We start from the raw sequence: 21,556 nt of genomic DNA on the forward strand, positions 1-21,556 counted from the left end.
CTCAAAAGTGCTGGAACGACCCGCGCACGAACCGCGCCGGTTGTCCGGCGGCATCGAGCAACGCGATGCCATCGACAAGATCGCCCACCGTGCCGATTGCCGTCACGGCGACGCCGGCCTGCGCGGCATCGGCCTCGAAGGCCGCCGTCGCGTCGGGCGGAACTCCGACCAGCAGCTCGTAATCGTCGCCTCCGGTCAGGGCCTCCGCCCAGGCGCGCGGATCGCAGGCGACGGCATTCCTGGCGGCGTCCGATAACGGCACCGCGCCGAGACGGATAACGCCGCCGGCGCCGGAAGCCGCCAACATCTTGCGCAGATCACCGACGAGCCCGTCCGACACATCCATTCCGGCGCTCGCATGCGCCCGTAGGGCAGGCCGGAGCGCGAGGCGAGGGCGGGGATACAGGTAGCGGTCGCTGAGCACCGCCTGCGCCTCGACACTCAGGCCGGCGTTCAACGCGGCCGACAGGCCCGGCATGGTTTCGGTGCGCAGCGCCAGGCCGAGCGCGGCATCGCCGATCGTGCCCGACACATACAGGACGTCGCCCGGCCGCAGCCCGGTGCGGGGCAGCATGCGACCGCGCGGCACCGTGCCGAAGACCGTCACCGACAGGGTGAGCGGACCGGGCGTCCGCACCGTGTCGCCGCCCAGCAGCGGGCAGCCATGCCGGGCCGCCGCAACGCCGAGCCCCCGCGCGAAAACCTCGAGCCAGGCCTCGGTCGAGCCCGCCGGCAGCGCCAGGGCCAGCAGGAAGCCGGCCGGCGCCGCCGCCTTGGCGGCGAGATCGGACAGGTTGACCCCCAACACCTTGGCGGCGATGGCCTCGGGCGGGTCGTCGGGGAAGAAGTGAACGCCCGCCACCAGGGCGTCGACCGTGGTGACGACGTCCTCGTCCGGGCCCGGACTGAGGACGGCCGCATCATCCTTCAGTCCCAAGCCGCCCGGTCCGGCGAGCGGCGCGAACAAGGTGGCGATGAGTTCGTCCTCGGTCACAGCCTGTCGACCGCGAGGATGCCGGCCGTCGCCTTCAACTGGCTCGTCACCTCGGCCGAAACCTGGAAGCGATCGCGCAACCGCACTTCGGCGCGGCGCTGGTTCGCGAGGTCGATCACGATCGAGATCTCGCGATCGCCGCGCGTTTGCAGCGACTTCGCGATGATGGGCAGCGCCTCGGCGTCGCCGACATGGATGCGCAGGCCCTTCTGCACCCTAGCCGCCGCCTCGTCGAGCCGCTCGACCGTCAGGATGCGGGCCCGGATCTCGTCGCCGTCGGCGGTCGCCTGGAGGGTCACCAGCACGGCCGTGCCCTTCTCGAGCAGGTCGCGGTAGTCGTTCAAGGCTTCCGAGAACAGGATCGCCTCGAACTGCCCGGTCGGGTCGGACATCTCGACGATGCCGATCTTGTTGCCGGATTTGGTGCGCCGCTCCTGCCGGTCCAGCACCGTGGCGGCGACGCGCTCGCTGGCGGCGCCGCTCACCTTGACGCTGCGCGCCACCTGGGCCCAGGGCTTCGCCCGCATCCGCACCAGCACATCCTTGTATTCATCCAACGGATGACCCGACAGGAAGAACCCGATGGCGTCGAACTCGCGCCGCAGCCGCTCGGCCTGCGACCAGGGCGCCACCTTGGGCAGCCTGAGGGCGCTGGCGCCCTCGTTGCCGAACAGCGCGCTCTGGCCGGCCAGCAGCTCGTCGGCGGTCCGGTTGGCGAGGGCCAGCATCGCTTCCGTCGCCGCGAAGACCTTGGCGCGGTCGGCCTCAATGGTGTCGAAGGCGCCGGCCGCCACCAGGGTCTCGAGCGCCTTCTTGTTGACGTCGCGCGGGCTGACCCGCCGGGCGAAATCGTCGAGGCCCGCGAAGGGCGTGCCGCCACGCGCCTTGACGATCGCCTTCATCTGGCCTTCGCCGGCGCCCTTCAGGGCCGACAGCGCGTAACGGATGGCAGGCGCACCGCCGAGCGGCACCTCGAAATCGACACCCGACTGGTTGACCGACGGCGCCTCCACCTTGATGCCGAGCCGCTGCGCCTCGTTGCGGAATTCCGACAGCTTGTCGGTGTTGTTCTTGTCGAGCGTCATCGAGGCGGCCAGGAACTCGACCGGGAAGTTCGCCTTCAGATAGGCCGTCTGGTAGGAGATCAGCGCATAGGCAGCGGCGTGGCTCTTGTTGAAGCCGTAATCCGCGAATTTGGCCAGCATGTCGAAGATTTCGTCGGCCTTGGCCTTGGGAATCTCGTTCCGGATGCAGCCATCGACGAAGCGCTCCCGCTGGGCGTCCATCTCGGCCTTGATCTTCTTCCCCATGGCGCGACGCAGCATGTCGGCTTCGCCGAGCGAATAGCCCGACAGCACCTGGGCGGCCTGCATCACCTGTTCCTGGTAGATGATGACCCCGAAGGTCTCCTTGAGCACCGGCTCGAGCTTCTCGTGGATGTAGACCGGCTCCTCCTCGCCAAGCTTGCGGGCGCAATAAACCGGAATGTTGGCCATCGGGCCGGGCCGGTAGAGCGCCACCAGTGCGATGATGTCCTCGAACCGGTCGGCCTTCATCTCGACCAGAGCCTTGCGCATGCCGGCGGATTCCACCTGGAACACGCCGACCGTTTCGCCCCGGCCCAGCATCGCATAGGTCTTGGCATCGTCGAGCGGCAGCGCCGACAGGTCGAGCGCGATGCCCCTGAGGGCGATCAGCTTGATGCAGACGTTCAGCACCGTCAGCGTCTTCAGGCCGAGAAAGTCGAACTTCACCAGGCCTGCCGGCTCGACCCATTTCATGTTGAACTGGGTGGCCGGCATGTCGGATTTCGGGTCGCGGTAGAGCGGCACGATCTCGTGCAGCGGCCGGTCGCCGATCACGATGCCGGCCGCATGGGTCGAGGCGTTGGAATACAGCCCCTCGAGCGAGCCGGCGATCTGCAGCAGATTGCGGACCTTGGGGTCCTCGTCGGCGGCCTCGCGCAGCTTCGGCTCGCCCTCGATCGCCTGTGCCAGCGTCACCGGATTGGCCGGGTTCTGCGGCACCAGCTTGGCGAGTTTGTCGACCTGGCCGAAGCTCATCTCCAGCACGCGGCCGACGTTGCGCAGCACGCCGCGCGCCAGAAACGACCCGAAGGTGATGATCTGGGCCACGCGGTCACGCCCGTAGCGCTCCCGCACATAGGCGATCACCTCCTCGCGCCGGTCCTGGCAGAAGTCGATGTCGAAATCCGGCATCGACACGCGCTCGGGGTTGAGGAAGCGCTCGAACAACAGCGCAAAGCGCATCGGGTCGAGGTCGGTGATGGTCAGCGCATAGGCCACCAGCGATCCGGCGCCGGAACCGCGCCCAGGCCCGACCGGGATGTCCTGACCCTTGGCCCATTTGATGAAGTCCGACACGATCAGGAAGTAACCGGGGAACTGCATCTTGACGATGACGTCGAGCTCGAAGGCGAGCCGCCGCTGATAGTCGTCGGTCGTAAAGCCCGGCGCCATGCCGTGCGCCTCGATGCGGACCGCGAGCCCGGCTTCGGCCTGCTGGCGCAACGAAAGATCGGCGTCGAGCGGGGTGCCGTCGAGCGTCGTGAAGGGCGGCAGGATCGGTTTGCGGGTGCGGGGCCGGTGATGGCAGCGCCGCGCGATCTCCACCGTGTTGGCGGTGGCCTCGGGCAGGTCCTTGAACAGGGTCACCATCTCGGCGCGCGGCTTGAACCGGTGTTCGGGCGTCAGGCGGCGGCGGTCGGGCGTGCCGACGGCGGCGCCCTCGGCGATGCAGATCAGCGCGTCATGGGCCTCATGGTCGCCGAGGCCGGCGAAGAAGGGCTCGTTGGTGGCCACGAGGCGGATGTCGCGACGGTAGGCGAGGTCGATCAGTTGCGGCTCGACCTGGCGCTCGGACTCGAGGCCATGGCGTTGCAGCTCGATGTAAAGGTGATCCGGGCCGAAAATGGCAAGCAGGCGTTCCAGCCGCGCGGCCGCGGCCTCGGCCCGGTCGAGCCGGAGCGCACCGTCGAGCGGCCCGGTGGGGCCGCCCGTCAGCGCGATCAGCCCGGCCGAGTCATGCGCCAGCCGCGCGAGCGACAAGCCGGCCGGTTCGCCGGGCTCCGGGTCCAGAAAGGCCTGGCTCGCGAGGCGCATCAGGTTGGTGTAGCCGGCCTCGCTCTGCGACAGCAGCACCACCGACGCCCGGCCCGCGCGGCCGAAATCGTTGCGGGCGCCCAGCGCCGCCGCATCGGCGAAATCGACCGACACATGCAGGCCGACGATGGGCTGAATGCCTTCCTTGGCGAGCTTTTCGGAAAATTCGAGCGCGCCGAACAGGTTGTTGGTGTCCGTGATGGCCAGCGCCGGCATGCGGTCGGCCGCCGCCAGCTTGGTCAGCTTGGCGATCGTCAGCGCGCCTTCCCGCAACGAGAAGGACGTGTGGGTGTGCAGGTGCACGAAGCCGGGATCGTTGAGCGCGAGCGTCATGGCCGCACGATACGCCCTTCGTCGGGCTTCGGTGAGGTCTTGGTGCCGCGGGACGCGACGCCGTCCCCATGTTTCACAGGCCCGGCCAGCCGTGCGCCACGCAGGCGATGGCGCACAGAAGCGCGCCCAGCATGGCCAGTTCCAGGGTGTCCTCGACGAGGCTTAGCAGCAAGCGCATGGGTGAACTCCCGCAGATCAACGTTCTGCGTTTGTTCTAGCAGGATCCCGATTGTCCCCGCAATTCTTGTTTTGTTCTCGGCTGGGCTGTGGATGGTTCGGGTGCGCCAGGGTTAATGTTCGGTGAACATGGTGTGGACCGAGCTCTGTGCCCTTGGGCGTTGCGGCTGGTCGCGGCAAGCCTCGCATCGCCGAAGCAGAATGACGATGACGCGGGTCCTCTCCCGTCATTGCGAGCGCAGCGAAGCAATCCAGCCCTACGCTGAGGTCCCTGGATTGCTTCGCTGCGCTCGCAATGACGGTTGCGCGTGGTGTGGAGAGGTTCACGGACGTCCGCCCCGAGGCCGTGGTTGGGCGGCGATTGCATGTTGCCGCCAAGGCTGCGAAGGAACGGCCGGCTCCGCCGGCGGGGCGCAACCGCTTGGCGGATGGCACAGGACTGGGATGGAATGACTTTCGGGCTCGCGGCCGCGATCTTCGCTTTCGTGATGACGGGCGTGCAGCTCGGCAGCACCCTCATTGCCCGGTTCCGGTGTCCGGCACGCCGCGTGCCGCTGCCGCCCCCGGCCGCAGCGCCGGCCATCAGCCTGATCCGACCGGTCTGCGGGGTCGACAATTTCGCCGAAGATACGCTGCGCTCGGCCTATGAGCTCGATTACCCGGCCTATGAGGTGATCTTCTGCGTGTCGGATGCGGATGATCCCGTGGTGCCGCTGGTTCATCGCCTGATGGCGGCTTATCCGACGGTTCCGAGCCAGATCCTGTTCGGCGACGACCGCATCAGCGCCAATCCCAAGCTCAACAATTGCGTCAAGGGGTGGAACGCCGCCCGGCACGACTGGGTGGTGATGGCCGATTCCAACGTGCTGATGCCGCGCGACTACCTCCAGCGCTGCCTTGCGGCCTGGAAGCCCGATACGGGGCTCGTGTGCTCGACGCCGATCGGCTCGCAACCCGGCAATTTCTGGGCCGAGATGGAATGCGGCTTCCTCAACACTCTGCAGGCACGCTGGCAATATGTGGGCGAGGCGCTCGGGCTCGGCTTTGCCCAGGGCAAGACGATGTTGTGGCGGCGCGACTTCCTCAACGCCCATGGCGGCATCGCGGCGCTCGGCGCCGAGATCGCCGAGGATGCGGCGTCGACCAAGCTGGTGCGCCAGCATGGGCTGCACGTGCACCTCGTCGATTCGCCGTTCGAACAGCCGCTCGGGCGCCGCACGGCCAACGAGGTGTGGGCCCGGCAGATGCGTTGGGCGCGGCTGCGCCGCAAGACGTTTCCACCCTTCTTCGCGCTCGAGATCCTCACCGGCTGCGCCCTGCCGGTGCTGGCGACCGCTTATGCGGCCTGGGCCTATGATTACAGCGGGGTGCTGGCCGGCCTGTTGGTGGCGGCCATCTGGATGGCGGCCGAAGTGCAGCTCGCGGTGGCGGCGGGCTGGCGCGTCACCTGGACGTCGCCGCTGATCTGGTTGCTGCGCGACCTGTCGCTGCCGGTGCTGCACGTGGTGGGCTGGGGAGCCGACGAGTTCGTGTGGCGTGGCAACGCCATGGACGTGCGCGAAAACAAGCCGAGCCTCGAGGCCAAATAGGCGCGCGTCCGGCCGTTCGATCAGGTGGCCTCCGGGCCTACTGGTTGGCGGTGGTGGATTTCACGACGCCGTTCGCCACCCCGTCGCCGACCGAGGGCGCGCCCGCCGGCTTGACCACACCATTGGCACGCCCGTCACCCACCGAGGGGGCGCCAGCCGCCTTGCGGATGCCGTTGGCACGGCCGTCGTCGACCGAAGGCGGCGCGACCGACGATCCCGCCCGATGGGACCCATCGAGCTCGATCACGGACTGGGCCGAAGCCCCCGAGGCGGCCAAGACCGCCAAAGCTGACACCAGAAAAATCCGCATGACCTCACCGTCGTTCGGGTCAATCCGCAACGCGTAAAGCCATGGCGGAGCTCCCGCAAAACGGACCCCATGATGAACGACAGGTTATGGATCGTGTCGGCCGGCACCGACGATGATGGTCGGAGTGATAGGATTCGAACCTACGACCCCTAGTCCCCCAGACTAGTGCGCTAACCGGGCTGCGCTACACTCCGACGTGGGGGCTGTATAGGGAGGTTCGGGGCGGGCCGCAATGGATTTTGCGCGGTGACGTCCATGGGCCGGCACCAACGGTCCCCAATGGGCGTTCACCGTGGACATGTGGCCTGAGGCCATACAGCAGGGTTTATCGTGCCATGAAGTTCTACTGGGGTCCGCACACTTGCGCGATCGGCATCCACGTCCTGCTCGAGGAGATCGGCACGCCCTACGAGAGCGAGAAGCTCGACGTGGAGGGCGGCGACACTCATAAGCCGCCCTTCACGACCATCAACCCCAAGGGCAAGGTGCCGATCATCGTACGCGACGACGGATCCGTGCTGACGGAATTCAGCGCCATCGCGCTCTGGCTTGCCCGTACCAACCCGAACAAAGGGCTGCTGCCGTCCGACCCTGATGGGGAGGCACGCGCGCTCGAGATCCTGGAATACGCGGTCGGCACCGTGCATGGCCAAGGGTTCGGCCGCATCTTCAAGCCGGCCGATTTCGAGCCGCCGGATGTGGTGCATCAGTCGTTGGGGCTCGGACAGTCCGGCACCAAGGCCAAGGGCCGCGAGATGGTCGAGGCGGGGTTCAAGATCCTCGACCGGCAGGTGGCATCCGGGGCCGAGGGCGACCCAATGGGCATTGCAGATGCGGCGCTGTTTTATGTCGAGCGTTGGGCGCCGCAGGTCGATATCGCGCTGCCTCCGGCCCTGGCGGGTCATCTGGCCCGCATGAAGGCGAGGCCGGCAGTGCGGCGCGTCATGACGATTTGGGGTGAAGCCTAACCCACTTGGCCGGCTTGGCCGTCCTGGCGGGCCACGAAGGCGGCGATGCGGTCGATCGTCGGGGCATCGCGCAGCAGCGGCGCGTGGCCCTGGCCCGCCACGGTGACGAGCGCGGCGCCGGGATGGCGTGCCAGCATGATGGCGGCGGTAGCGGGCGATAACAGGTCGGAGTTGGCGCCGCGGACCACGAGCAGCGGCAAGGCCGCGAGGCCGTCGAACTGCGGCCAAAGCTCGGGCACTTTGTCGAGGTCCATCGCGGCGAGATTGACCATCAGCCCGGGGTCGTAGCGCCCGACGATGCGGCCGTCCTTTTCCTGGAAGGTCAGCTCCGCATAGGCCCGCCATTCGGCCTCGTCGAGGTCGGTGAAATGACCGGCGCCGATGCGTTTGAGCGCCGCCAGGGTGGCATCCCAGTCGGGGAGGGGCGGCGCCTTGCCGATATAGCCCTTGATGCGCGTCAGCCCTGCCGGATCGATTACCGGGCCGATGTCGTTCAGCACGGCCGCGGCCAGGAAGGCCGGCCGTAGCGCGCCGAGCAGCATGATGTGCAGGCCACCGCGCGAGGTGCCGACAAAGGTCGCGCGGGTGATCCCGAGCGCCGTCAGCACGTCGGCGATGTCGTTCGACTCGACCTGCAGGTCGTAGTTCCGCGGCTCGGGGTCCCAGGCCGACAGTCCGCGCCCGCGATAATCGAGCGCCAGCACGCGCCGCCCTTCCGCCGCGAGGTGCCGGGCCAGGCGGTCGAAATCCTCCGCGGTGCGTGACAATCCCGGCAGGCACACGACGGGCAGCCGCCGATCGTCGGGCTCGCCGTGCAGGCGGGCGTGCAGCCGCAGTCCGTCGCGGACCTGAATGAAATGACTGACCGGGTCGGTGCCCATCAGCTCTTGCGCTGCGCCAGGTCGGCTTCCGCCGTCAGCTTGTCGGTTTCGCCGAACAGGCGGCGATAGACCTGCATGTTCTCGAACACCCGCTGCACGTAGTTGCGGGTTTCCGTGAAGGGGATGCGCTCGATCCAGTCGACGGGGTCGACGCCCGGCCGGCGCGGGTCGCCATAAGCGTCGATCCATTCCTTCACCCGGCCGGAGCCGGCGTTATAGGCCGCAAAGGTCAGGATATAGGAGCCGCGCTGCTCGGCCAGCAGCTGTCCCAGATGGGCGGCGCCGATCTGCGCATTGAAGGCGGCGTCGTTGACGAGACGCGCGTCGTCGTAGCTGACGCCGAGCTTGGTTGCGGTCATCCGGGCCGTCGAGCCGATCAACTGCATCAGGCCCTTGGCGCCGGCCGCCGAGGCCGAGCGCTGGTCGAATTCGCTTTCCTGGCGCGCAATCGCATAGACCACGGCCCGGTCGGCCGAGTTGGTCAAAGGCTGGTAGCCCGGGATGCCGAAGGTCGGAAAAGCGCTCTCGTCGAGCGCCAAGCCGCGCTGGGTGGCGTATTTGCCGACCAGAAGCGTGCCCCGTGCGTCGCCGGCCTTGACCAGGATGGCCGCCAGCGCCGCCACCTGGGAGTCGAGCGGCTCGCTGCGGGCTACATCGAACGCGAGCGACAGCGCGATGTCGCGCTCGCCGAGGGCATACAGGTGTTCGACGGCGCGGATCGCTTCGCGGCGGTCGTCGGCCACGGCCACGTCGGCGGGCTGGCGTAACGCCAGCGTGTCGCGGCCGAGGCGGCTCGAGGCCAGCTGCCCGTAGAACGAGATCGATTGGTTGGCGGCTGCCGCATAGAACCGGTTGGCTGCCGTGGCGTCGCCCGCCTGTTCGGCGGCGCGGCCCTGCCAATAGGCTGCGCGCGCCGCCGAGATCGGCGTTTCGGCGACATTGGCCGCCTTGGCGAAATGCGTGGCTGCGGTCGCGGGATCGTCGAGGAACCGCAGCGCGATCCAGCCGGCATGGAATTCGGCCTCGATGGTCGAGGTGTCGGAGGAGGCGGCGTGGTCGGCGCAAAGCTGGAAGGCGGCACGGGGGTCGCCGTTGTCGAGCAGCTTGCGGGCCACGAGGCGACGCTCCACCCACCATTCGTCGCCATTGACCAGCACGGACGGATCGGTGGGAGCCTTGGCCATCAGGCTCGCGGCGGCCGCGACGTCGCCGGCACGGCGGGCCTTCTGGATGCGGTTGAACAGGAGGCCGGGGTCGTCGGCCAGGGTTTTGGGAACGGCCGCGATGGCGGCCTGCATGGGGCCGGGCGCCCCTTGGGCGATGACGGCCGCGCGGGCCATGGCCAGAAGCTTGACGTCGGGTCCGGCCAGTGCGGCCGCCCGCAGGGCCGGCTGCACCTGCTCCTTGTAGAGGAGGCGGTCGGCCCGGCGCTTGTGGTCGGCCGATCCCAGCACGGGGCCGAACTCGCGCAGAATATCGGCTTCCTCGCTGGTCGAGATGTCCTCGACCCGCCAGATGGCCCGCACAGCCGCCACGCCCGTGAGGAAATCGCCTTGCGCGATCTCGGCGCGCGCCAGCGCCAGGCGGCCGAACAGCGTCGTCGGCTTCGCGGTGCCGAACCAATCCACCACGGCATTCGGGTCGTGCAGGGTCGAAACCGACATTTCCTCGATGCGCCGCCGGATCCAGGGCAGGGTGGCCCAATCGGCGTGACTGGCCGCAAAGGCTTTGAGGCGCGTGAGGCCGGCCTCGCGGGGATCGAACTTCAGCGCCACCCACTCGACGGCCGTGCGCAACTGCGGGTCGGCGATCGGCTTGGCGAATTCGTCGCCGGCCGCGACATTGCCCTTGCGATACAGCGCGATCGCCTGGTGGGCGCTGGCGAAATCCGCCGGCGCCGCGCTTGCGCCGCCGCGGGGCGGCACCGCCAGGCTGGCGCGCTCGAAGCCCTCGGCGTGCTCGGCTGCCTGCGGCGCCAGTGCGACGAACCCGTCGAGCGCCACACTGGCCCATGGCGCCGCCACCTGGGCCGCGGGGGCAAGGGCGAAGCGCCCGTCAGGCCCAGCGGTGGGCGCCGGGGCGATCGGCTGCGGCGCCACCGCGATCGTGGCGCCGTGGCCCGCGGGCGTGTTCAGGTCGTGGGCGACCCGGCTATGCGGAAGCTTGCCGTTGAGCCAGTGCCGCGCCGGCAGCGACAGCCCCGCCAGCCCCGCGACGCCGAGGGTCATGGCCAGCGTCATGTTGCGTGGGGAAAGCTTCAAGACAAACCTCGTCGCTCGATCGTCACCCGAGAGTGCCCCATCCCCGTATACGAAGACTTAACCACCTCTCGATGCGACCTTTGGCCCTTTTCAGGTCGTCCGGCAGAGGCTAGACCACGCACTTCGGGCGAGAAGCCACGGCAATGCGGCGGCGATACGGCGCCCTTGCCGGGCGGGCTCCGAAGCGATCGGAGCTGGATCACTGATGTCGACTGCCACCTTCCGGGGTTCGATCACAGCCCTCGTGACGCCGTTCAAGAACGGCGTCGTGGACGAGGATGCCTTCCGGGGCCATGTGGCCTGGCAGATCGAGCAGGGCACGCATGGCCTGGTGCCGACCGGCACCACGGGCGAAAGCCCGACCTTGTCACACACCGAGCACAAGCGGGTGGTCGAGATCTGCATCGCCGAGGCGGCCGGTCGCGTGCCGGTGATCGCGGGCGCCGGCTCCAACAACACCCACGAGGCGGTCGACCTCGCCCGCCATGCCGAAAAAAGCGGCGCCGACGCGGTGCTGGTGGTGACGCCCTATTACAACAAGCCGAGCCAGGAGGGGCTGTTCCAGCACTTCAAGGCCGTCAACGACGCGGTCGGCATTCCGATCATCATCTACAACATCCCGCCGCGCTCGGTGGTGGATATGACGATCGACACGATGGCGCGGCTTTATGCGCTGAAGAACATCGTCGGCGTGAAGGACGCGACCGGCAATGTGGCCCGCGTGTCGACCCAGCGTGCGACGCTCGGCCCGGACTTCATCCAGCTGTCGGGCGAGGACATGACGGCTCTCGCCGCCATGGCGGCCGGATCGCACGGCTGCATCTCGGTAACCTCCAACGTGGCGCCGAAGCTCTGCGCCGCCCTGCAGGAGGCTTGCCTGAAGGGCGACTACGCCACGGCGCTGGAGCTGCAGGACCGGCTGGTGCCGCTGCACGGCACGTTGTTCCTTGAACCCAACCCGACCGGCCCCAAATATGCGCTCTCGGTTCTCGGTCGCATGACGGCGGAGGTGCGTCTGCCCATGGTGCCGGTAAGCGGTCCGACGCAGGAGGCGATCCGCGTGGCGCTGCGCCATGCCGGGCTCCTCGACCGCTGATGAGGTGAGGCCGAGGTGGCAGCAGTCGAGCAGAAGCGCAAGGTCGTGGCGGACAACCGCCGCGCCCGCTACCATTACGAGATCGGCGAGGTCTTCGAGGCCGGCCTGATGCTGACCGGCACGGAGGTGAAGTCGCTTCGCACCGGCAAGGCCACCATCGCGGAAAGTTATGCCTCGGCCGAGAAGGGCGAGATCTTCCTGATCAACGCCACGATTCCGGAATTTGCGCAGGGCAACCGCTTCAACCACGAGCCGAAGCGCCCCCGCAAGCTGCTGCTGAAGGCGCGCGAGATCGCCAAGATGGCGCAGGGGATCGAGCGCGAAGGCATGACGATCGTGCCGCTGCGGATTTATTTCAATGATCGCGGCTTCGCCAAGATCGAGGTCGCGATGGCGCGGGGCAAGAAGCTGCACGACAAGCGCGAAACCGAGAAATTGCGCGACTGGAACCGCGAAAAGTCACGCCTGCTGCGCGACCGGGGCTGAACCATCCAGGATCGCGCGGGCGCGCGCGAAGACGGCCCTGAACATCGGCGGCGTCAGCACGCCGGTGTTGGTGTTGTATCGGGAGCAATGATAGCTGTCGATCATCGTCAGGGCGTGGCCGTCGATCCGGCTGACGGCATGTTCACGCCCATGCCCGAACGGGTAGGCCGCGAGCCGCTGACCGAGCGCCCGCAGCACCGATTCATGCGCGATGCGGCCGAGCGCCACCAGCACGGTCAAGCGCGGCTGTTGCCCCATCGTGCCGATCAGGAAGGGGCGGCAGGTGGCGATTTCGGGGCCGGTCGGCTTGTTGGCGGGTGGCACGCACCGCACCGCATTGGTGATGACGGTGTCCACCAGGGTGAGCCCGTCGTCGGGGTCTTCGGCATAATGGCCTTGCGAGAACCCGAAGGCGTCGAGTGTTTCGTAGAGCAGGTCCCCGGCCCAGTCTCCCGTGAAGCAGCGGCCGGTCCGGTTGGCGCCCTGCAGCCCCGGGGCCAATCCCACGATCAGCAGGCGCGCGTCCGCGCCGAAACTCGGCACGGGTGCATTATGCCAGGTGGGATGGGCCTCCCGCTGCCCGGCGCGGAACGCCGACAACCGCGGGCAAAGCGGGCAATCGCGATCCGGCTCGGCGGCGGTGGCCGTCATCGGGATCAGTTCGTGTAGTCGTCGGTCCCCGCGGCCGGTGTCGCGGCTTGGGTCGTGTGAAGGCTGCGGCGCTCGATCGTGCGGGGACGCGGCTCCGGCCGCTCGCCGTCACGGCCGATTTTGGCGATCAGGTGGGCCAGGTCGACGAACTCATCCGCCTGGCGGCGCAGTTCGTCGGCCACCATCGGGGGCTGGGTCGTGATGGTCGAGACCACGGACACCCGAACGCCCTTGCGCTGCACCGCCTCGACCAGCGAGCGGAAGTCGCCGTCGCCGGAGAACAGGATCATGTGGTCGATCTTGTCGGCCATTTCCATGGCGTCGATGGCCAGTTCGATGTCCATGTTGCCCTTGATCTTGCGGCGACCGAGGGCGTCGATGAATTCCTTGGCCGGCTTGGTGACGACCGCGAAGCCGTTGTAGTCGAGCCAGTCGATCAAGGGGCGGATGGAGGAGTATTCCTGATCCTCCACCAGGGCGGTATAGTAGAAGGCGCGGATAAGGCGGCCTCTGCTCTGGTATTCCTTGAGGAGCTTGCGATAGTCGATATCAAAGCCGACCGACTTTGCCGTCGCGTAGAGGTTTGCACCATCGATAAACAATGCAATGCGTTCTTTGTCGGACATTTCGTTTATGCCTAAATCTACAAGTCGCCTGGCCGGGGCAGCGCCAGGGATGTCAGCCAAACCGATTGATGATGCCGACCCACCGTTGCGTCAGGGGTCGCACAGGCCATGCGCCGCTCCGGATACAACAAGCGAAAGGCAATCCCGCAATGCACAAAATGCATACTAGGGGTGAGTACTTTCGAAAGGCTGAAGCGTGTCCTTGACCTGATGTCAAGAGATGGGTCCCACCGGATGAACCGAAACCCACCTTAAGGCATGCCTCGCATGCGACAACCTAAATTTGGGAAAACTTCCCACATTCCGTGAAAGCCTGCGTGATTCGTATTGCCGCAGCGGTTGCGGAAAGCGACTCACAAGTGCTACCCGTGCTTGAAATCCATAGAACCACGCGTTTTGGGGAGCCTGTTGCCATGGCCCGCGTCACCGTTGAAGATTGCGTCGATAAGGTCGAAAGCCGCTTCGAGTTAATCCTGCTGGCAAGCCACAGGGCGCGCATGCTGTCGTCCGGCGCCCCGATGACGGTCGACCGGGACAACGACAAGAACCCGGTCGTCGCCCTGCGGGAGATCGCTGACAGCAAGCTGACCCCGGACGACATGCGCGAGGACCTGATCCACTCGCTGCAGAAGCATGTCGAGGTGGACGAGCCCGAGGCCGATCCGACGCCGCCGCTGCATGCCGCTGGCTTCGGTGCCCCGAGCGATGCTGCCGGCGACGTGCAGTTCGACCGCATGACGGAGGAAGACCTGTTGCGCGGCCTGGAAGGGCTGGTGCCGCCGGCCGCGACCGACGAAGAAGGCGAGTGAGGCCACACAAGCACGAAAACGCCGAGCGTGGGTTCGGCGCAGCTTGCCGCCGAACCCACCGCTCCCGATGATGCCCGCATGACCTTGGCTGAGGCACCATCACGGCCCGTGGCGCCGCCGTTGAAGATCATGCGGCAATACGAATTGGTTGACCGGGTGCGGAGCTACAATCCGCAGGCCGACGAAGACCTTCTCAACCGTGCCTATGTGTATGCCATGCAGGCGCATGGGCAGCAGAAACGGGCATCCGGCGACCCGTTCTTCACCCATCCGCTGGCGGTCGCGGCCATCCTGACCGACCTCAAGCTCGACGATGCCACCATCGTGGCGGCCGTGCTGCATGACACGATCGAGGACACGGCCTCCACTCGCGAGGATATCGATCGCCTGTTCGGCGCCGATATCGGAGCTCTGGTCGACGGGCTGACCAAGATCAAGAAGCTCGACCTCGTGTCGAAGCGGGCCAAGCAGGCCGAGAATTTCCGCAAGCTGCTGTTGGCCATTGCGGACGACGTCAGGGTGTTGCTGGTCAAGTTGGCCGACCGCCTGCACAACATGCGCACGCTGAAGTTCATGCCCTTCAACAAGGGCGAGCGCATCGCCGAGGAAACGCTCGATATTTATGCGCCGTTGGCCGGTCGCATGGGCATGCATGGCATGCGCGAGGAGCTCGAAGACCTCGCCTTCGGCTATCTGATGCCGGACGCCCGCACCGCCATCCTCAACCGCCTGCATGCCATGCGGGAGCGGCTCGGCCCGCTGATCAGCACCATCGAGGCGGAACTGCAGGCGCGCCTCGGCGAGGCCGGCCTCACGGCCGATGTGAAAGGCCGCGAAAAGCAGGCTTATTCGATCTGGCGCAAGATGGAGCAGAAGTCGCTCGCCTTCGAGCAATTGTCCGACATCTTCGCGTTCCGGGTGATTGTCGAGACCACGGCCGATTGTTATCGCGTGCTCGGCATGATCCACACCGAATGGCCGACCGTGCCGGGCCGCTTCAAGGATTACGTTTCCACCCCGAAGCCCAACGATTACCGATCGATCCACACCACCGTGGTGGGGCCGGGTAAGCAGCGGGTGGAATTGCAGATCCGCACCCGCACCATGCATAGCGTCGCCGAGAACGGCATTGCGGCCCATGCGCTCTACAAGGATGGCCGGACGCTCGACATGGACGAGGTGGCGTCCGAAAGCCACGCCTATCGCTGGCTGCGCCGGACCGTCGCCATGCTGGCCGAAAACGAGAGCCCGGAAGAGTTCCTCGAGCACACCAAGCTCGAGCTGTTCCATGACCAGGTGTTCTGCTTCACCCCCAAGGGCCGGCTGATTGCCCTGCCGCAGGGCGCCACGCCGATCGACTTCGCTTATGCGGTGCACACCAATCTCGGCAACACGGCGGTGGGCGCCAAGGTGAACGGCCTCGCGGTGCCGCTGGTGTCGCGGCTGAAGAACGGCGACGAGGTGGAGATCGCCCGCGCCGAGGGCCAGGTGCCGCCCGCCGCCTGGGAGAACCTGGTGATGACCGGCAAGGCGCGGGCCTCCATTCGCCGTGCCACGCGCAACGCCGTGCGGTCCCAATATGCCGGCCTCGGGCGGCAGATCGTGGTGCGGGCCTTTGAGCGGGCCGGCAAGCCGTTTGGCGACGACAAGCTGAAGGCCGCTCTGCCGCGCCTCGCCCGTTTGGCGGTGGACGACGTGATGGCGGCCGTCGGCCGCGGTGAAATGTTTTCGGGCGACGTCGTCAAGGCCGTTTATCCGGACTTCACCGACGAGCGCCGCGCCGGCGCCTCACCCGACAAGGCGGATGGCGGCTGGTTCGGCCTTCGTCAGGCCGAGAACCTGCAATTCAAGGTGCCGGAAGGCACGGGCCCGACCTCCACCATTCCGATCCGCGGCCTCGGCGGCAGCCTGCCGGTGCGCTTCGCGCCGAACGGTGGCGCCGTGCCGGGCGATCGGATCATCGGCATCCTGGCGCCCGGTGAGGGCATCACCATCTATCCGATCCAGTCGCCGGCCCTGACGGCCTTTGACGAACAGCCGGAGCGCTGGCTCGACGTGCGCTGGGACATCGATGCCGACCGCAAGGAATTGTTTCCGGCCCAGATCGCCGTGCAGGCCGTCAACGAGCCCGGCTCGCTTGCGGCGGTCGCGACCGCGATCGGCGATCTCGGCGGCAACATCGAGGATATCCGCATGACCTCGCGGTCCCGCGATTTCCGCGATCTGGTCATCGATCTCGGGGTGTGGGATCTGAAGCAGCTGAACGCCATCTTGAGCCAGTTGCGCGCGCTCTCGACCGTGTCGGGGGTCGAGCGCGTCAACGGCTGAGCGGCGCCCGGGCGGCGTGAAACCAGGTCGCCCAGCCAGATTGACGCCGGCCAAAACGAGGATGAGATGACGCAAGACGAGGTTTTGGACGAGTTCCGGGCAGCGGGAGCGCTGCTCGAAGGTCATTTCATCCTGTCGTCCGGGCTGCGCAGCTCCGTGTTCCTGCAGAAGATGGCGGTGTTCCAGGACCCGGTGCGCACCGAACGCCTGTGCGCCGCCCTGGCGGCCAAGATCGTGGCTCGCTTCGGCCCTGTCGATGTTGTGGTGTCGCCGGCGGTCGGCGCCATCGTGCCGGGCTATGAGACGGCGCGGCAACTCGGGGCGCGCAGCATGTTCGTGGAGCGCGAGAACGGCGTCTTCGCGCTGCGCCGCATGTTCAAGATCCCAGCCGACGCCCGGGTGGTGATGGTCGAGGACGTCATCACCACGGGGCTGTCGTCGCGCGAATGCCTTGAGGCCATCCGCCACGAGGGCGGCCGCCTGGTCGGGGCCGCCTGCCTGATCGATCGGTCGGGTGGCCGGGCCGACATCGGCGTGGACCGCGTGGCGCTCGCGACGCTCGATATTCCGAACTATCCGGCCGATGCCCTGCCGCCGGAGCTCGCCGCGATCCCGGCCGTCAAGCCCGGCAGCCGCAGTCTCGGCGGTGCTCCGGCATGATCATCGGCCTCGGCCACGATCTTTGCGACATCCGCCGCGTCGCCGAAACACTGGAACGCTATGGCGACCGCTTCGTGGAGCGCTGCTTCACGCCGGTCGAGCGCGAAAAGTCGGACCGGCGGCAGCAGCGGGCCGCCTCCTATGCCAAGCGCTTTGCCGCCAAGGAGGCCTGCGCCAAGGCGCTCGGCACCGGGCTGAGCCAGGGTGTCTTCTGGCGTGACATGGGTGTCGTGAACCTGCCGAGCGGCCAGCCCACCATGGCGCTGACCAATGGGGCAGCCCTGCGGCTGGCGGCGCTGCTGCCGGCTGGCCATGAGGCCCATATTCACGTCACCATCACGGATGAGCATCCGCTGGCTTCGGCCTATGTGATGATCGAGGCACGACCGCGCCGCGTTTAACAGTGCCGCCGCATCCGCGAGGTCGCGACCGCGCGGGCCGATCCGTCGGCACGGGTGAGCGGCCTGCAACTTGGCGTGGCTGCAAGGTCCAGCTATATCCGGCCAAAGCCGGGCCCAGCCCCGCGCGAACGGCGCCACGCGCCGGCTTGAGACGAAAGTTGAACGGATGGCAGACCCGGTACGGCTGAAAGGCCAAAGCATCGACCGACGCGTCAGGAAGGACGAGGGCGGTGTTTGGGAGACGGTCAAGGTGGTGGTGCAGGCGCTTGTGATCGCGCTTGTGGTCCGCACCTTCCTGTTCCAGCCCTTCAACATTCCGTCGGGATCGCTCATTCCGACGCTGTTGATCGGCGATTACCTGTTTGTTTCGAAATATTCCTATGGTTATTCGCACTTCTCCTTTCCGTTGAGCCCGGATCTGTTCTCCGGTCGTCTGTTGTCGTCTTCGCCCAAGCGGGGCGACGTGGCGGTGTTCAAGCTGCCGCGCGACGGACAGACCGATTACATCAAGCGCGTCATCGGCCTGCCGGGCGACAAGATCCAGCTGAAGGATGCGCGGCTCTACATAAACGGCGTCGAGGTGCAGCGCGAGGCGACCACGCCGGTCGAGACGAAGGACCAGTTCGACCATGACGTGAAGGTGCCGACCTACACCGAAACGCTGCCGGGCGGCGTGAGCCACCTCATCATCCAGCGCGACGGCGACAACGGCTTTTATTCCAACACCCCCGTCTACGAGGTGCCGCCCGGCGAATATTTCATGATGGGCGACAACCGCGATAATTCGACCGACTCGCGCGTGTCGCCCGAGCAGGGCGGCGTCGGCTATGTGCCGCTCGAGAACTTCATCGGGCGCGCCGAGATCATATTCTTCTCGATCGATGAAGACACGCCTGTCTGGCAGTTCTGGAAGTGGCCCTCCGAAATCCGCTGGGATCGCATCTTCAAGCCGGTCCGATGAGCCGCACCGCGGCGCTGGCGGTCGTCGAGGCGCATCTCGGCCACACCTTCGCGGATCGCGGGCTGTTGGCGCATGCGCTGACCCACATCAGCGCCCTGCCGGCCGACCGCGCCCGGATCGGCAGTTACCAGCGGCTCGAATTCCTCGGCGACCGGGTCCTCGGGCTGGTGGTATCGGCCATGCTGTACGAGGCCTTCCCCAATGCCGAGGAAGGCGAGATGTCGCGGCGTCTCGCGGCTCTGGTGCGGCGCGAGACATGCGCCGAGATCGCGCGCGAATGGCAGGTCGGCCAGGCCGTGTTCCTCGGCGACAACGAGGCCGGGGCCGGTGGGCGCGAGAAGCCCGCGATCTTGTCGGACATCTGCGAGGCGTTGATCGGCGCCGTGTTCATCGAGGCCGGCTTCGAGCGGGCCGCTGCCATCGTGCGGGCCGCCTGGACCGAGCGCATGCGTCAGCCGAGCCGTCCCCTGCAGGACCCGAAGACCGCCCTGCAGGAATGGGCGCAGGGGCGTGGCCGGCCGACGCCGCTGTATCGCGAAACCGGCCGCACCGGGCCGGCCCATGCTCCCGTGTTCACCTTGAGCGTCACGGTTGACGGCTGCGCGCCGGCGTCCGGGTCCGGCACCTCGAAGCGCGTTGCCGAGCAGGTGGCGGCGCAAACCTTCCTCCAACGCGAGGGCCTGCTTGCGCCCGTCGCCGCCAAGGCCGAGCGATGACCGACGACCCCATTTCCCATTGCGGTATCGTGGCGCTGATCGGCGCCCCCAACGCAGGGAAGTCGACGCTGCTGAACGCGCTCGTCGGCTCGAAGGTGACGATCGTGTCCCGCAAGGTGCAGACGACCCGCGCCCTGGTGCGCGGCATCACCATGGAAGGCGCGGCGCAGATCATCTTCGTCGATACGCCCGGCATCTTCGCGCCGAAGCGCCGGCTCGACCGTGCCATGGTGACGGCGGCCTGGAGCGGGGCCGGGGATGCGGATGCCGTGGCGCTGCTGGTGGATGCCCGCAAGGGCATCAACGAGGAGGTCGAGGCCATCCTGGAGCGGCTGAAGGGGCTGAGGGGCCCGAAGCTGCTGATCCTCAACAAGATCGACACCGTCGAGGTCGAGGTGCTGCTGGGCTTGTCGCAACGCCTCAACGAGGCGCTGGGCTTCGACCAGACCTTTATGATCTCGGCGCTGCGGAAGCATGGCCTCGATCGGCTGCGCGAGGCTTTTGCGGCCTTGATGCCGCCCGGGCCCTGGCTCTACCCCGAGGATCAGGTCACTGATGCGCCGCTCCGGGCCTTTGCGGCCGAGATCACCCGCGAAAAGATGTTCGAGCGGCTGCACGATGAGCTGCCCTACCAGACCACCGTCGAGACGGAGCAATGGAAGGACCTGCCCGACGGCACGGTGCGGATCGAACAGACCATCTACGTGACCCGCGACGGCCACAAGAAGATCGTGCTGGGAGAGGGCGGCAAGACCGTCAAGGCGATCGGCTCGGCAGCCCGGCGCGACATTGCGGAGGCGGCCGAAACCACCGTTCACCTGTTTCTGTTCGTCAAGGTGCGAGAGAACTGGGTCGATGACCCGGAGCGCTATCGGGAGATTGGCCTCGAGTTTCCACGCGACCGCTGAAACGACCTGAGCACGATGAGCTCCACGTCGCTCGGCCCCATGGCCGGCGGGCGATGTGGCGCGTGCCGGTTCGGTCCGAAGCACGAGACGGCACGATCGAAGACGTGTGGGCAACCGGTCCACATCAGGCATTTGCATCAGATGTGAGGGGAAGGGCGAAGCTTTGCTTCATCCCACCAGGATATCGTCACCGACGAGAGGCCTGATCCCACCATGCAGAACAACCGTCAAACAACCCGCCATCCCGTTTCGGTGCCGGCCACGATCGAGAGCGGCCAGACTGCCGTCGGTGGCGTGGTGCTGGACGTTTCGGCCACGGGCGCTCGCATCCGCCTTGCCTCGGGGGCCTTCCTGGCCAGCCAGTGCGTGCTCACCACGGCGCTGTTCGCCGAGGCGGTGCCGAGCCGCATCGTGTGGCGGCGCGGGGCGGAGATCGGCCTGCGCTTCCGCACTACGCTGAACATCAAGCAGGAGCTCGGCGCCTTCCGGTCGCGCCCCTTCAATGCCGTGCAGAGCGGCGGCTTCGGGCGCCGCGCCGGCCTGTCCTGACAACGGCGCGGGCCGGCCTCCCGCAGCTGGCCTGCGCGAACGTCCGTCTCAGGCGAGACGTTCGAGAACCACCACCTTGGTGCCGATCGGGGTGCGCTGGTAAAGGTCGACCACGTCCTCGGGCAACAGCCGCACGCAGCCGCTCGACGCATCCTGTCCGATCGTCCAGGGCTCCAGCGTGCCATGCAGGCGATAGCCGAGGTCCTGCCCGTTACGGTAAAGGTACATGGCCCTCGGACCCAGAGGATTGTCGGGGCCGCCGGCCATGTGGTGCGGCAGGTCGGGACGGCGCTTCAGCATTTCGGGCGGCGGCGTCCAGCCCGGCCAGATCTGCTTGCGGGCCACCTGGGCGGTGCCGTACCACTTGAAGCCTTCGACCCCGACACCCACCCCATAGCGCAGCGCCACGTTGTTCTCATAGGCCACGTAAAGGAAATGGTTCTTGGAATCGACGATGATGGTGCCCGGCCGCTGCTGGTGGCTGTACTGCACCAACTGACGCCGCCATGTGTCGTCGATCGCGTCGAGGTTGGTGCGGCGGAACTTGAAGCCATGGTCGGCGACACTGCCGGTAAAGTAGCGCGCGTCCGCGGCCGCCCAGGCCTCGTCGTCGGATTGCGCCGCCCGGGCTCCTCCGGGCAGGGCGCTGGCGGCCGCCATGGAAGCCACTCCGCCCAGAAGGCAACGCCTGTCGATCAGCATGGGACCTCGCTTCGGTATTGTGCCCGGA

At 67.3% G+C, this 21,556-nt stretch carries 20 protein-coding genes and 1 tRNA gene; 12 read left to right on the forward strand and 9 right to left on the reverse strand.

What is annotated here, in order from left to right; all coding sequences use genetic code 11:
• Window position 1: 1 nt before the first annotated feature.
• Window positions 2-994, reverse strand: coding sequence for a thiamine-phosphate kinase (thiL, locus tag P7D22_RS06115; RefSeq protein ID WP_319933329.1), 993 nt, complete (start codon window positions 992-994; stop codon window positions 2-4).
• Window positions 991-4,449 (reverse strand): DNA polymerase III subunit alpha, encoded by a 3,459-nt coding sequence (gene dnaE / locus P7D22_RS06120; RefSeq protein ID WP_319933330.1) that lies wholly within the window; start codon window positions 4,447-4,449, stop codon window positions 991-993. The genes thiL and dnaE overlap by 4 nt, the downstream gene beginning before the upstream one ends.
• Before the next feature lie 626 nt (window positions 4,450-5,075).
• On the opposite strand from dnaE, the gene P7D22_RS06125 reads away from it, so the two are divergent.
• Complete coding sequence (locus tag P7D22_RS06125) at window positions 5,076-6,215, forward strand: ceramide glucosyltransferase (protein WP_319933331.1); 1,140 nt, start codon at window positions 5,076-5,078, stop codon at window positions 6,213-6,215.
• A gap of 37 nt (window positions 6,216-6,252) precedes the next feature.
• On the opposite strand, the gene P7D22_RS06130 is transcribed toward P7D22_RS06125, so the two are convergent.
• Together P7D22_RS06130 and P7D22_RS06135 are read right to left on the reverse strand one after the other, a co-directional pair.
• Window positions 6,253-6,525 carry a hypothetical protein gene (locus tag P7D22_RS06130; protein WP_319933332.1) on the reverse strand — a complete coding sequence of 91 codons (273 nt, stop codon included), beginning with the start codon at window positions 6,523-6,525 and terminating at the stop codon, window positions 6,253-6,255.
• Window positions 6,526-6,641: 116 nt separating this feature from the next.
• A tRNA-Pro gene (locus P7D22_RS06135) sits at window positions 6,642-6,719 on the reverse strand.
• Between the two features lie 141 nt (window positions 6,720-6,860).
• Between P7D22_RS06135 and P7D22_RS06140 the strand changes: the two genes are divergently transcribed.
• Window positions 6,861-7,493 (forward strand): glutathione S-transferase family protein, encoded by a 633-nt coding sequence (locus tag P7D22_RS06140; RefSeq protein ID WP_319933333.1) that lies wholly within the window; start codon window positions 6,861-6,863, stop codon window positions 7,491-7,493.
• Here the strand turns inward: P7D22_RS06140 and P7D22_RS06145 are convergent.
• Together P7D22_RS06145 and P7D22_RS06150 are read right to left on the reverse strand one after the other, a co-directional pair.
• Window positions 7,490-8,374, reverse strand: a complete 885-nt coding sequence (locus P7D22_RS06145) for an alpha/beta fold hydrolase (protein WP_319933334.1) — start codon at window positions 8,372-8,374, stop codon at window positions 7,490-7,492. The two genes, P7D22_RS06140 and P7D22_RS06145, sit on opposite strands and share 4 nt — an antisense overlap.
• Window positions 8,374-10,635: a lytic transglycosylase domain-containing protein gene (locus P7D22_RS06150; protein ID WP_319933335.1), complete on the reverse strand. Its 2,262-nt coding sequence runs from the start codon at window positions 10,633-10,635 to the stop codon at window positions 8,374-8,376. The genes P7D22_RS06145 and P7D22_RS06150 overlap by 1 nt, the downstream gene beginning before the upstream one ends.
• A gap of 205 nt (window positions 10,636-10,840) precedes the next feature.
• Here P7D22_RS06150 and dapA point away from each other — a divergent pair, with 205 nt between their 5' ends.
• Complete coding sequence (dapA, locus tag P7D22_RS06155) at window positions 10,841-11,731, forward strand: 4-hydroxy-tetrahydrodipicolinate synthase (protein ID WP_319933336.1); 891 nt, start codon at window positions 10,841-10,843, stop codon at window positions 11,729-11,731.
• Between the two features lie 15 nt (window positions 11,732-11,746).
• On the forward strand, window positions 11,747-12,217 hold the full coding sequence (gene smpB / locus P7D22_RS06160) for an SsrA-binding protein SmpB (RefSeq protein ID WP_319933337.1): 471 nt from the start codon (window positions 11,747-11,749) through the stop codon (window positions 12,215-12,217).
• On the opposite strand, the gene P7D22_RS06165 is transcribed toward smpB, so the two are convergent.
• Window positions 12,191-12,868 carry a uracil-DNA glycosylase gene (locus tag P7D22_RS06165; protein WP_319933338.1) on the reverse strand — a complete coding sequence of 226 codons (678 nt, stop codon included), beginning with the start codon at window positions 12,866-12,868 and terminating at the stop codon, window positions 12,191-12,193. The genes smpB and P7D22_RS06165 overlap by 27 nt on opposite strands.
• Before the next feature lie 5 nt (window positions 12,869-12,873).
• Entirely contained in the window at window positions 12,874-13,494 is a 621-nt protein-coding gene (locus P7D22_RS06170; RefSeq protein WP_319933339.1) for a LabA-like NYN domain-containing protein, read from the reverse strand.
• Window positions 13,495-13,907: 413 nt separating this feature from the next.
• On the opposite strand from P7D22_RS06170, the gene rpoZ reads away from it, so the two are divergent.
• The 8 genes from rpoZ to P7D22_RS06210 all read left to right on the forward strand — a co-directional run bounded on the left by rpoZ (window position 13,908) and on the right by P7D22_RS06210 (window position 20,826).
• A complete protein-coding gene (gene rpoZ / locus P7D22_RS06175; protein WP_319933363.1) occupies window positions 13,908-14,303 on the forward strand; it encodes a DNA-directed RNA polymerase subunit omega in 396 nt (131 codons plus the stop codon).
• Window positions 14,304-14,381: 78 nt separating this feature from the next.
• Window positions 14,382-16,631, forward strand: coding sequence for a RelA/SpoT family protein (locus P7D22_RS06180; protein ID WP_319933340.1), 2,250 nt, complete (start codon window positions 14,382-14,384; stop codon window positions 16,629-16,631).
• A gap of 66 nt (window positions 16,632-16,697) precedes the next feature.
• Window positions 16,698-17,291 (forward strand): orotate phosphoribosyltransferase, encoded by a 594-nt coding sequence (gene pyrE, locus P7D22_RS06185; RefSeq protein WP_319933341.1) that lies wholly within the window; start codon window positions 16,698-16,700, stop codon window positions 17,289-17,291.
• Entirely contained in the window at window positions 17,288-17,692 is a 405-nt protein-coding gene (gene acpS, locus P7D22_RS06190) for a holo-ACP synthase (RefSeq protein WP_319933342.1), read from the forward strand. Before pyrE ends, acpS begins: the two co-directional genes overlap by 4 nt.
• Window positions 17,693-17,858: 166 nt before the next feature.
• A complete protein-coding gene (gene lepB / locus P7D22_RS06195) occupies window positions 17,859-18,653 on the forward strand; it encodes a signal peptidase I (protein WP_319933343.1) in 795 nt (264 codons plus the stop codon).
• Window positions 18,650-19,369, forward strand: a complete 720-nt coding sequence (rnc, locus tag P7D22_RS06200) for a ribonuclease III (protein WP_319933344.1) — start codon at window positions 18,650-18,652, stop codon at window positions 19,367-19,369. Before lepB ends, rnc begins: the two co-directional genes overlap by 4 nt.
• Window positions 19,366-20,277, forward strand: a complete 912-nt coding sequence (era, locus tag P7D22_RS06205) for a GTPase Era (protein WP_319933345.1) — start codon at window positions 19,366-19,368, stop codon at window positions 20,275-20,277. Before rnc ends, era begins: the two co-directional genes overlap by 4 nt.
• A 213-nt stretch (window positions 20,278-20,490) precedes the next feature.
• The gene (locus P7D22_RS06210; protein WP_319933346.1) at window positions 20,491-20,826 is read left to right on the forward strand and encodes a PilZ domain-containing protein; all 336 of its coding nucleotides are present in this window, start codon (window positions 20,491-20,493) and stop codon (window positions 20,824-20,826) included.
• 48 nt (window positions 20,827-20,874) lie between these two features.
• On the opposite strand, the gene P7D22_RS06215 is transcribed toward P7D22_RS06210, so the two are convergent.
• On the reverse strand, window positions 20,875-21,528 hold the full coding sequence (locus tag P7D22_RS06215; RefSeq protein ID WP_442916036.1) for a L,D-transpeptidase: 654 nt from the start codon (window positions 21,526-21,528) through the stop codon (window positions 20,875-20,877).
• Between the last annotated feature and the right edge of the window lie 28 nt (window positions 21,529-21,556).

The sequence above is a fragment of the Lichenihabitans sp. Uapishka_5 genome, from assembly GCF_033947565.1.
In the GTDB taxonomy this organism is placed as follows: domain Bacteria; phylum Pseudomonadota; class Alphaproteobacteria; order Rhizobiales; family Beijerinckiaceae; genus Lichenihabitans.

What these genes read in the sequence shown, in the direction of transcription:
- dnaE (WP_319933330.1), bottom strand. Translation starts at nt 4,449, where the DNA reads ATGACGCTCGCGCTCAACGATCCCGGCTTCGTGCACCTGCACACCCAC.
- P7D22_RS06125 (WP_319933331.1), top strand. Translation starts at nt 5,076, where the DNA reads ATGACTTTCGGGCTCGCGGCCGCGATCTTCGCTTTCGTGATGACGGGC.
- P7D22_RS06130 (WP_319933332.1), bottom strand. Translation starts at nt 6,525, where the DNA reads ATGCGGATTTTTCTGGTGTCAGCTTTGGCGGTCTTGGCCGCCTCGGGG.
- P7D22_RS06140 (WP_319933333.1), top strand. Translation starts at nt 6,861, where the DNA reads ATGAAGTTCTACTGGGGTCCGCACACTTGCGCGATCGGCATCCACGTC.
- P7D22_RS06145 (WP_319933334.1), bottom strand. Translation starts at nt 8,374, where the DNA reads ATGGGCACCGACCCGGTCAGTCATTTCATTCAGGTCCGCGACGGACTG.
- dapA (WP_319933336.1), top strand. Translation starts at nt 10,841, where the DNA reads ATGTCGACTGCCACCTTCCGGGGTTCGATCACAGCCCTCGTGACGCCG.
- P7D22_RS06165 (WP_319933338.1), bottom strand. Translation starts at nt 12,868, where the DNA reads ATGACGGCCACCGCCGCCGAGCCGGATCGCGATTGCCCGCTTTGCCCG.
- P7D22_RS06170 (WP_319933339.1), bottom strand. Translation starts at nt 13,494, where the DNA reads ATGTCCGACAAAGAACGCATTGCATTGTTTATCGATGGTGCAAACCTC.
- rpoZ (WP_319933363.1), top strand. Translation starts at nt 13,908, where the DNA reads ATGGCCCGCGTCACCGTTGAAGATTGCGTCGATAAGGTCGAAAGCCGC.
- P7D22_RS06180 (WP_319933340.1), top strand. Translation starts at nt 14,382, where the DNA reads ATGACCTTGGCTGAGGCACCATCACGGCCCGTGGCGCCGCCGTTGAAG.
- pyrE (WP_319933341.1), top strand. Translation starts at nt 16,698, where the DNA reads ATGACGCAAGACGAGGTTTTGGACGAGTTCCGGGCAGCGGGAGCGCTG.
- acpS (WP_319933342.1), top strand. Translation starts at nt 17,288, where the DNA reads ATGATCATCGGCCTCGGCCACGATCTTTGCGACATCCGCCGCGTCGCC.
- lepB (WP_319933343.1), top strand. Translation starts at nt 17,859, where the DNA reads ATGGCAGACCCGGTACGGCTGAAAGGCCAAAGCATCGACCGACGCGTC.
- rnc (WP_319933344.1), top strand. Translation starts at nt 18,650, where the DNA reads ATGAGCCGCACCGCGGCGCTGGCGGTCGTCGAGGCGCATCTCGGCCAC.
- era (WP_319933345.1), top strand. Translation starts at nt 19,366, where the DNA reads ATGACCGACGACCCCATTTCCCATTGCGGTATCGTGGCGCTGATCGGC.
- P7D22_RS06210 (WP_319933346.1), top strand. Translation starts at nt 20,491, where the DNA reads ATGCAGAACAACCGTCAAACAACCCGCCATCCCGTTTCGGTGCCGGCC.
- P7D22_RS06215 (WP_442916036.1), bottom strand. Translation starts at nt 21,528, where the DNA reads ATGCTGATCGACAGGCGTTGCCTTCTGGGCGGAGTGGCTTCCATGGCG.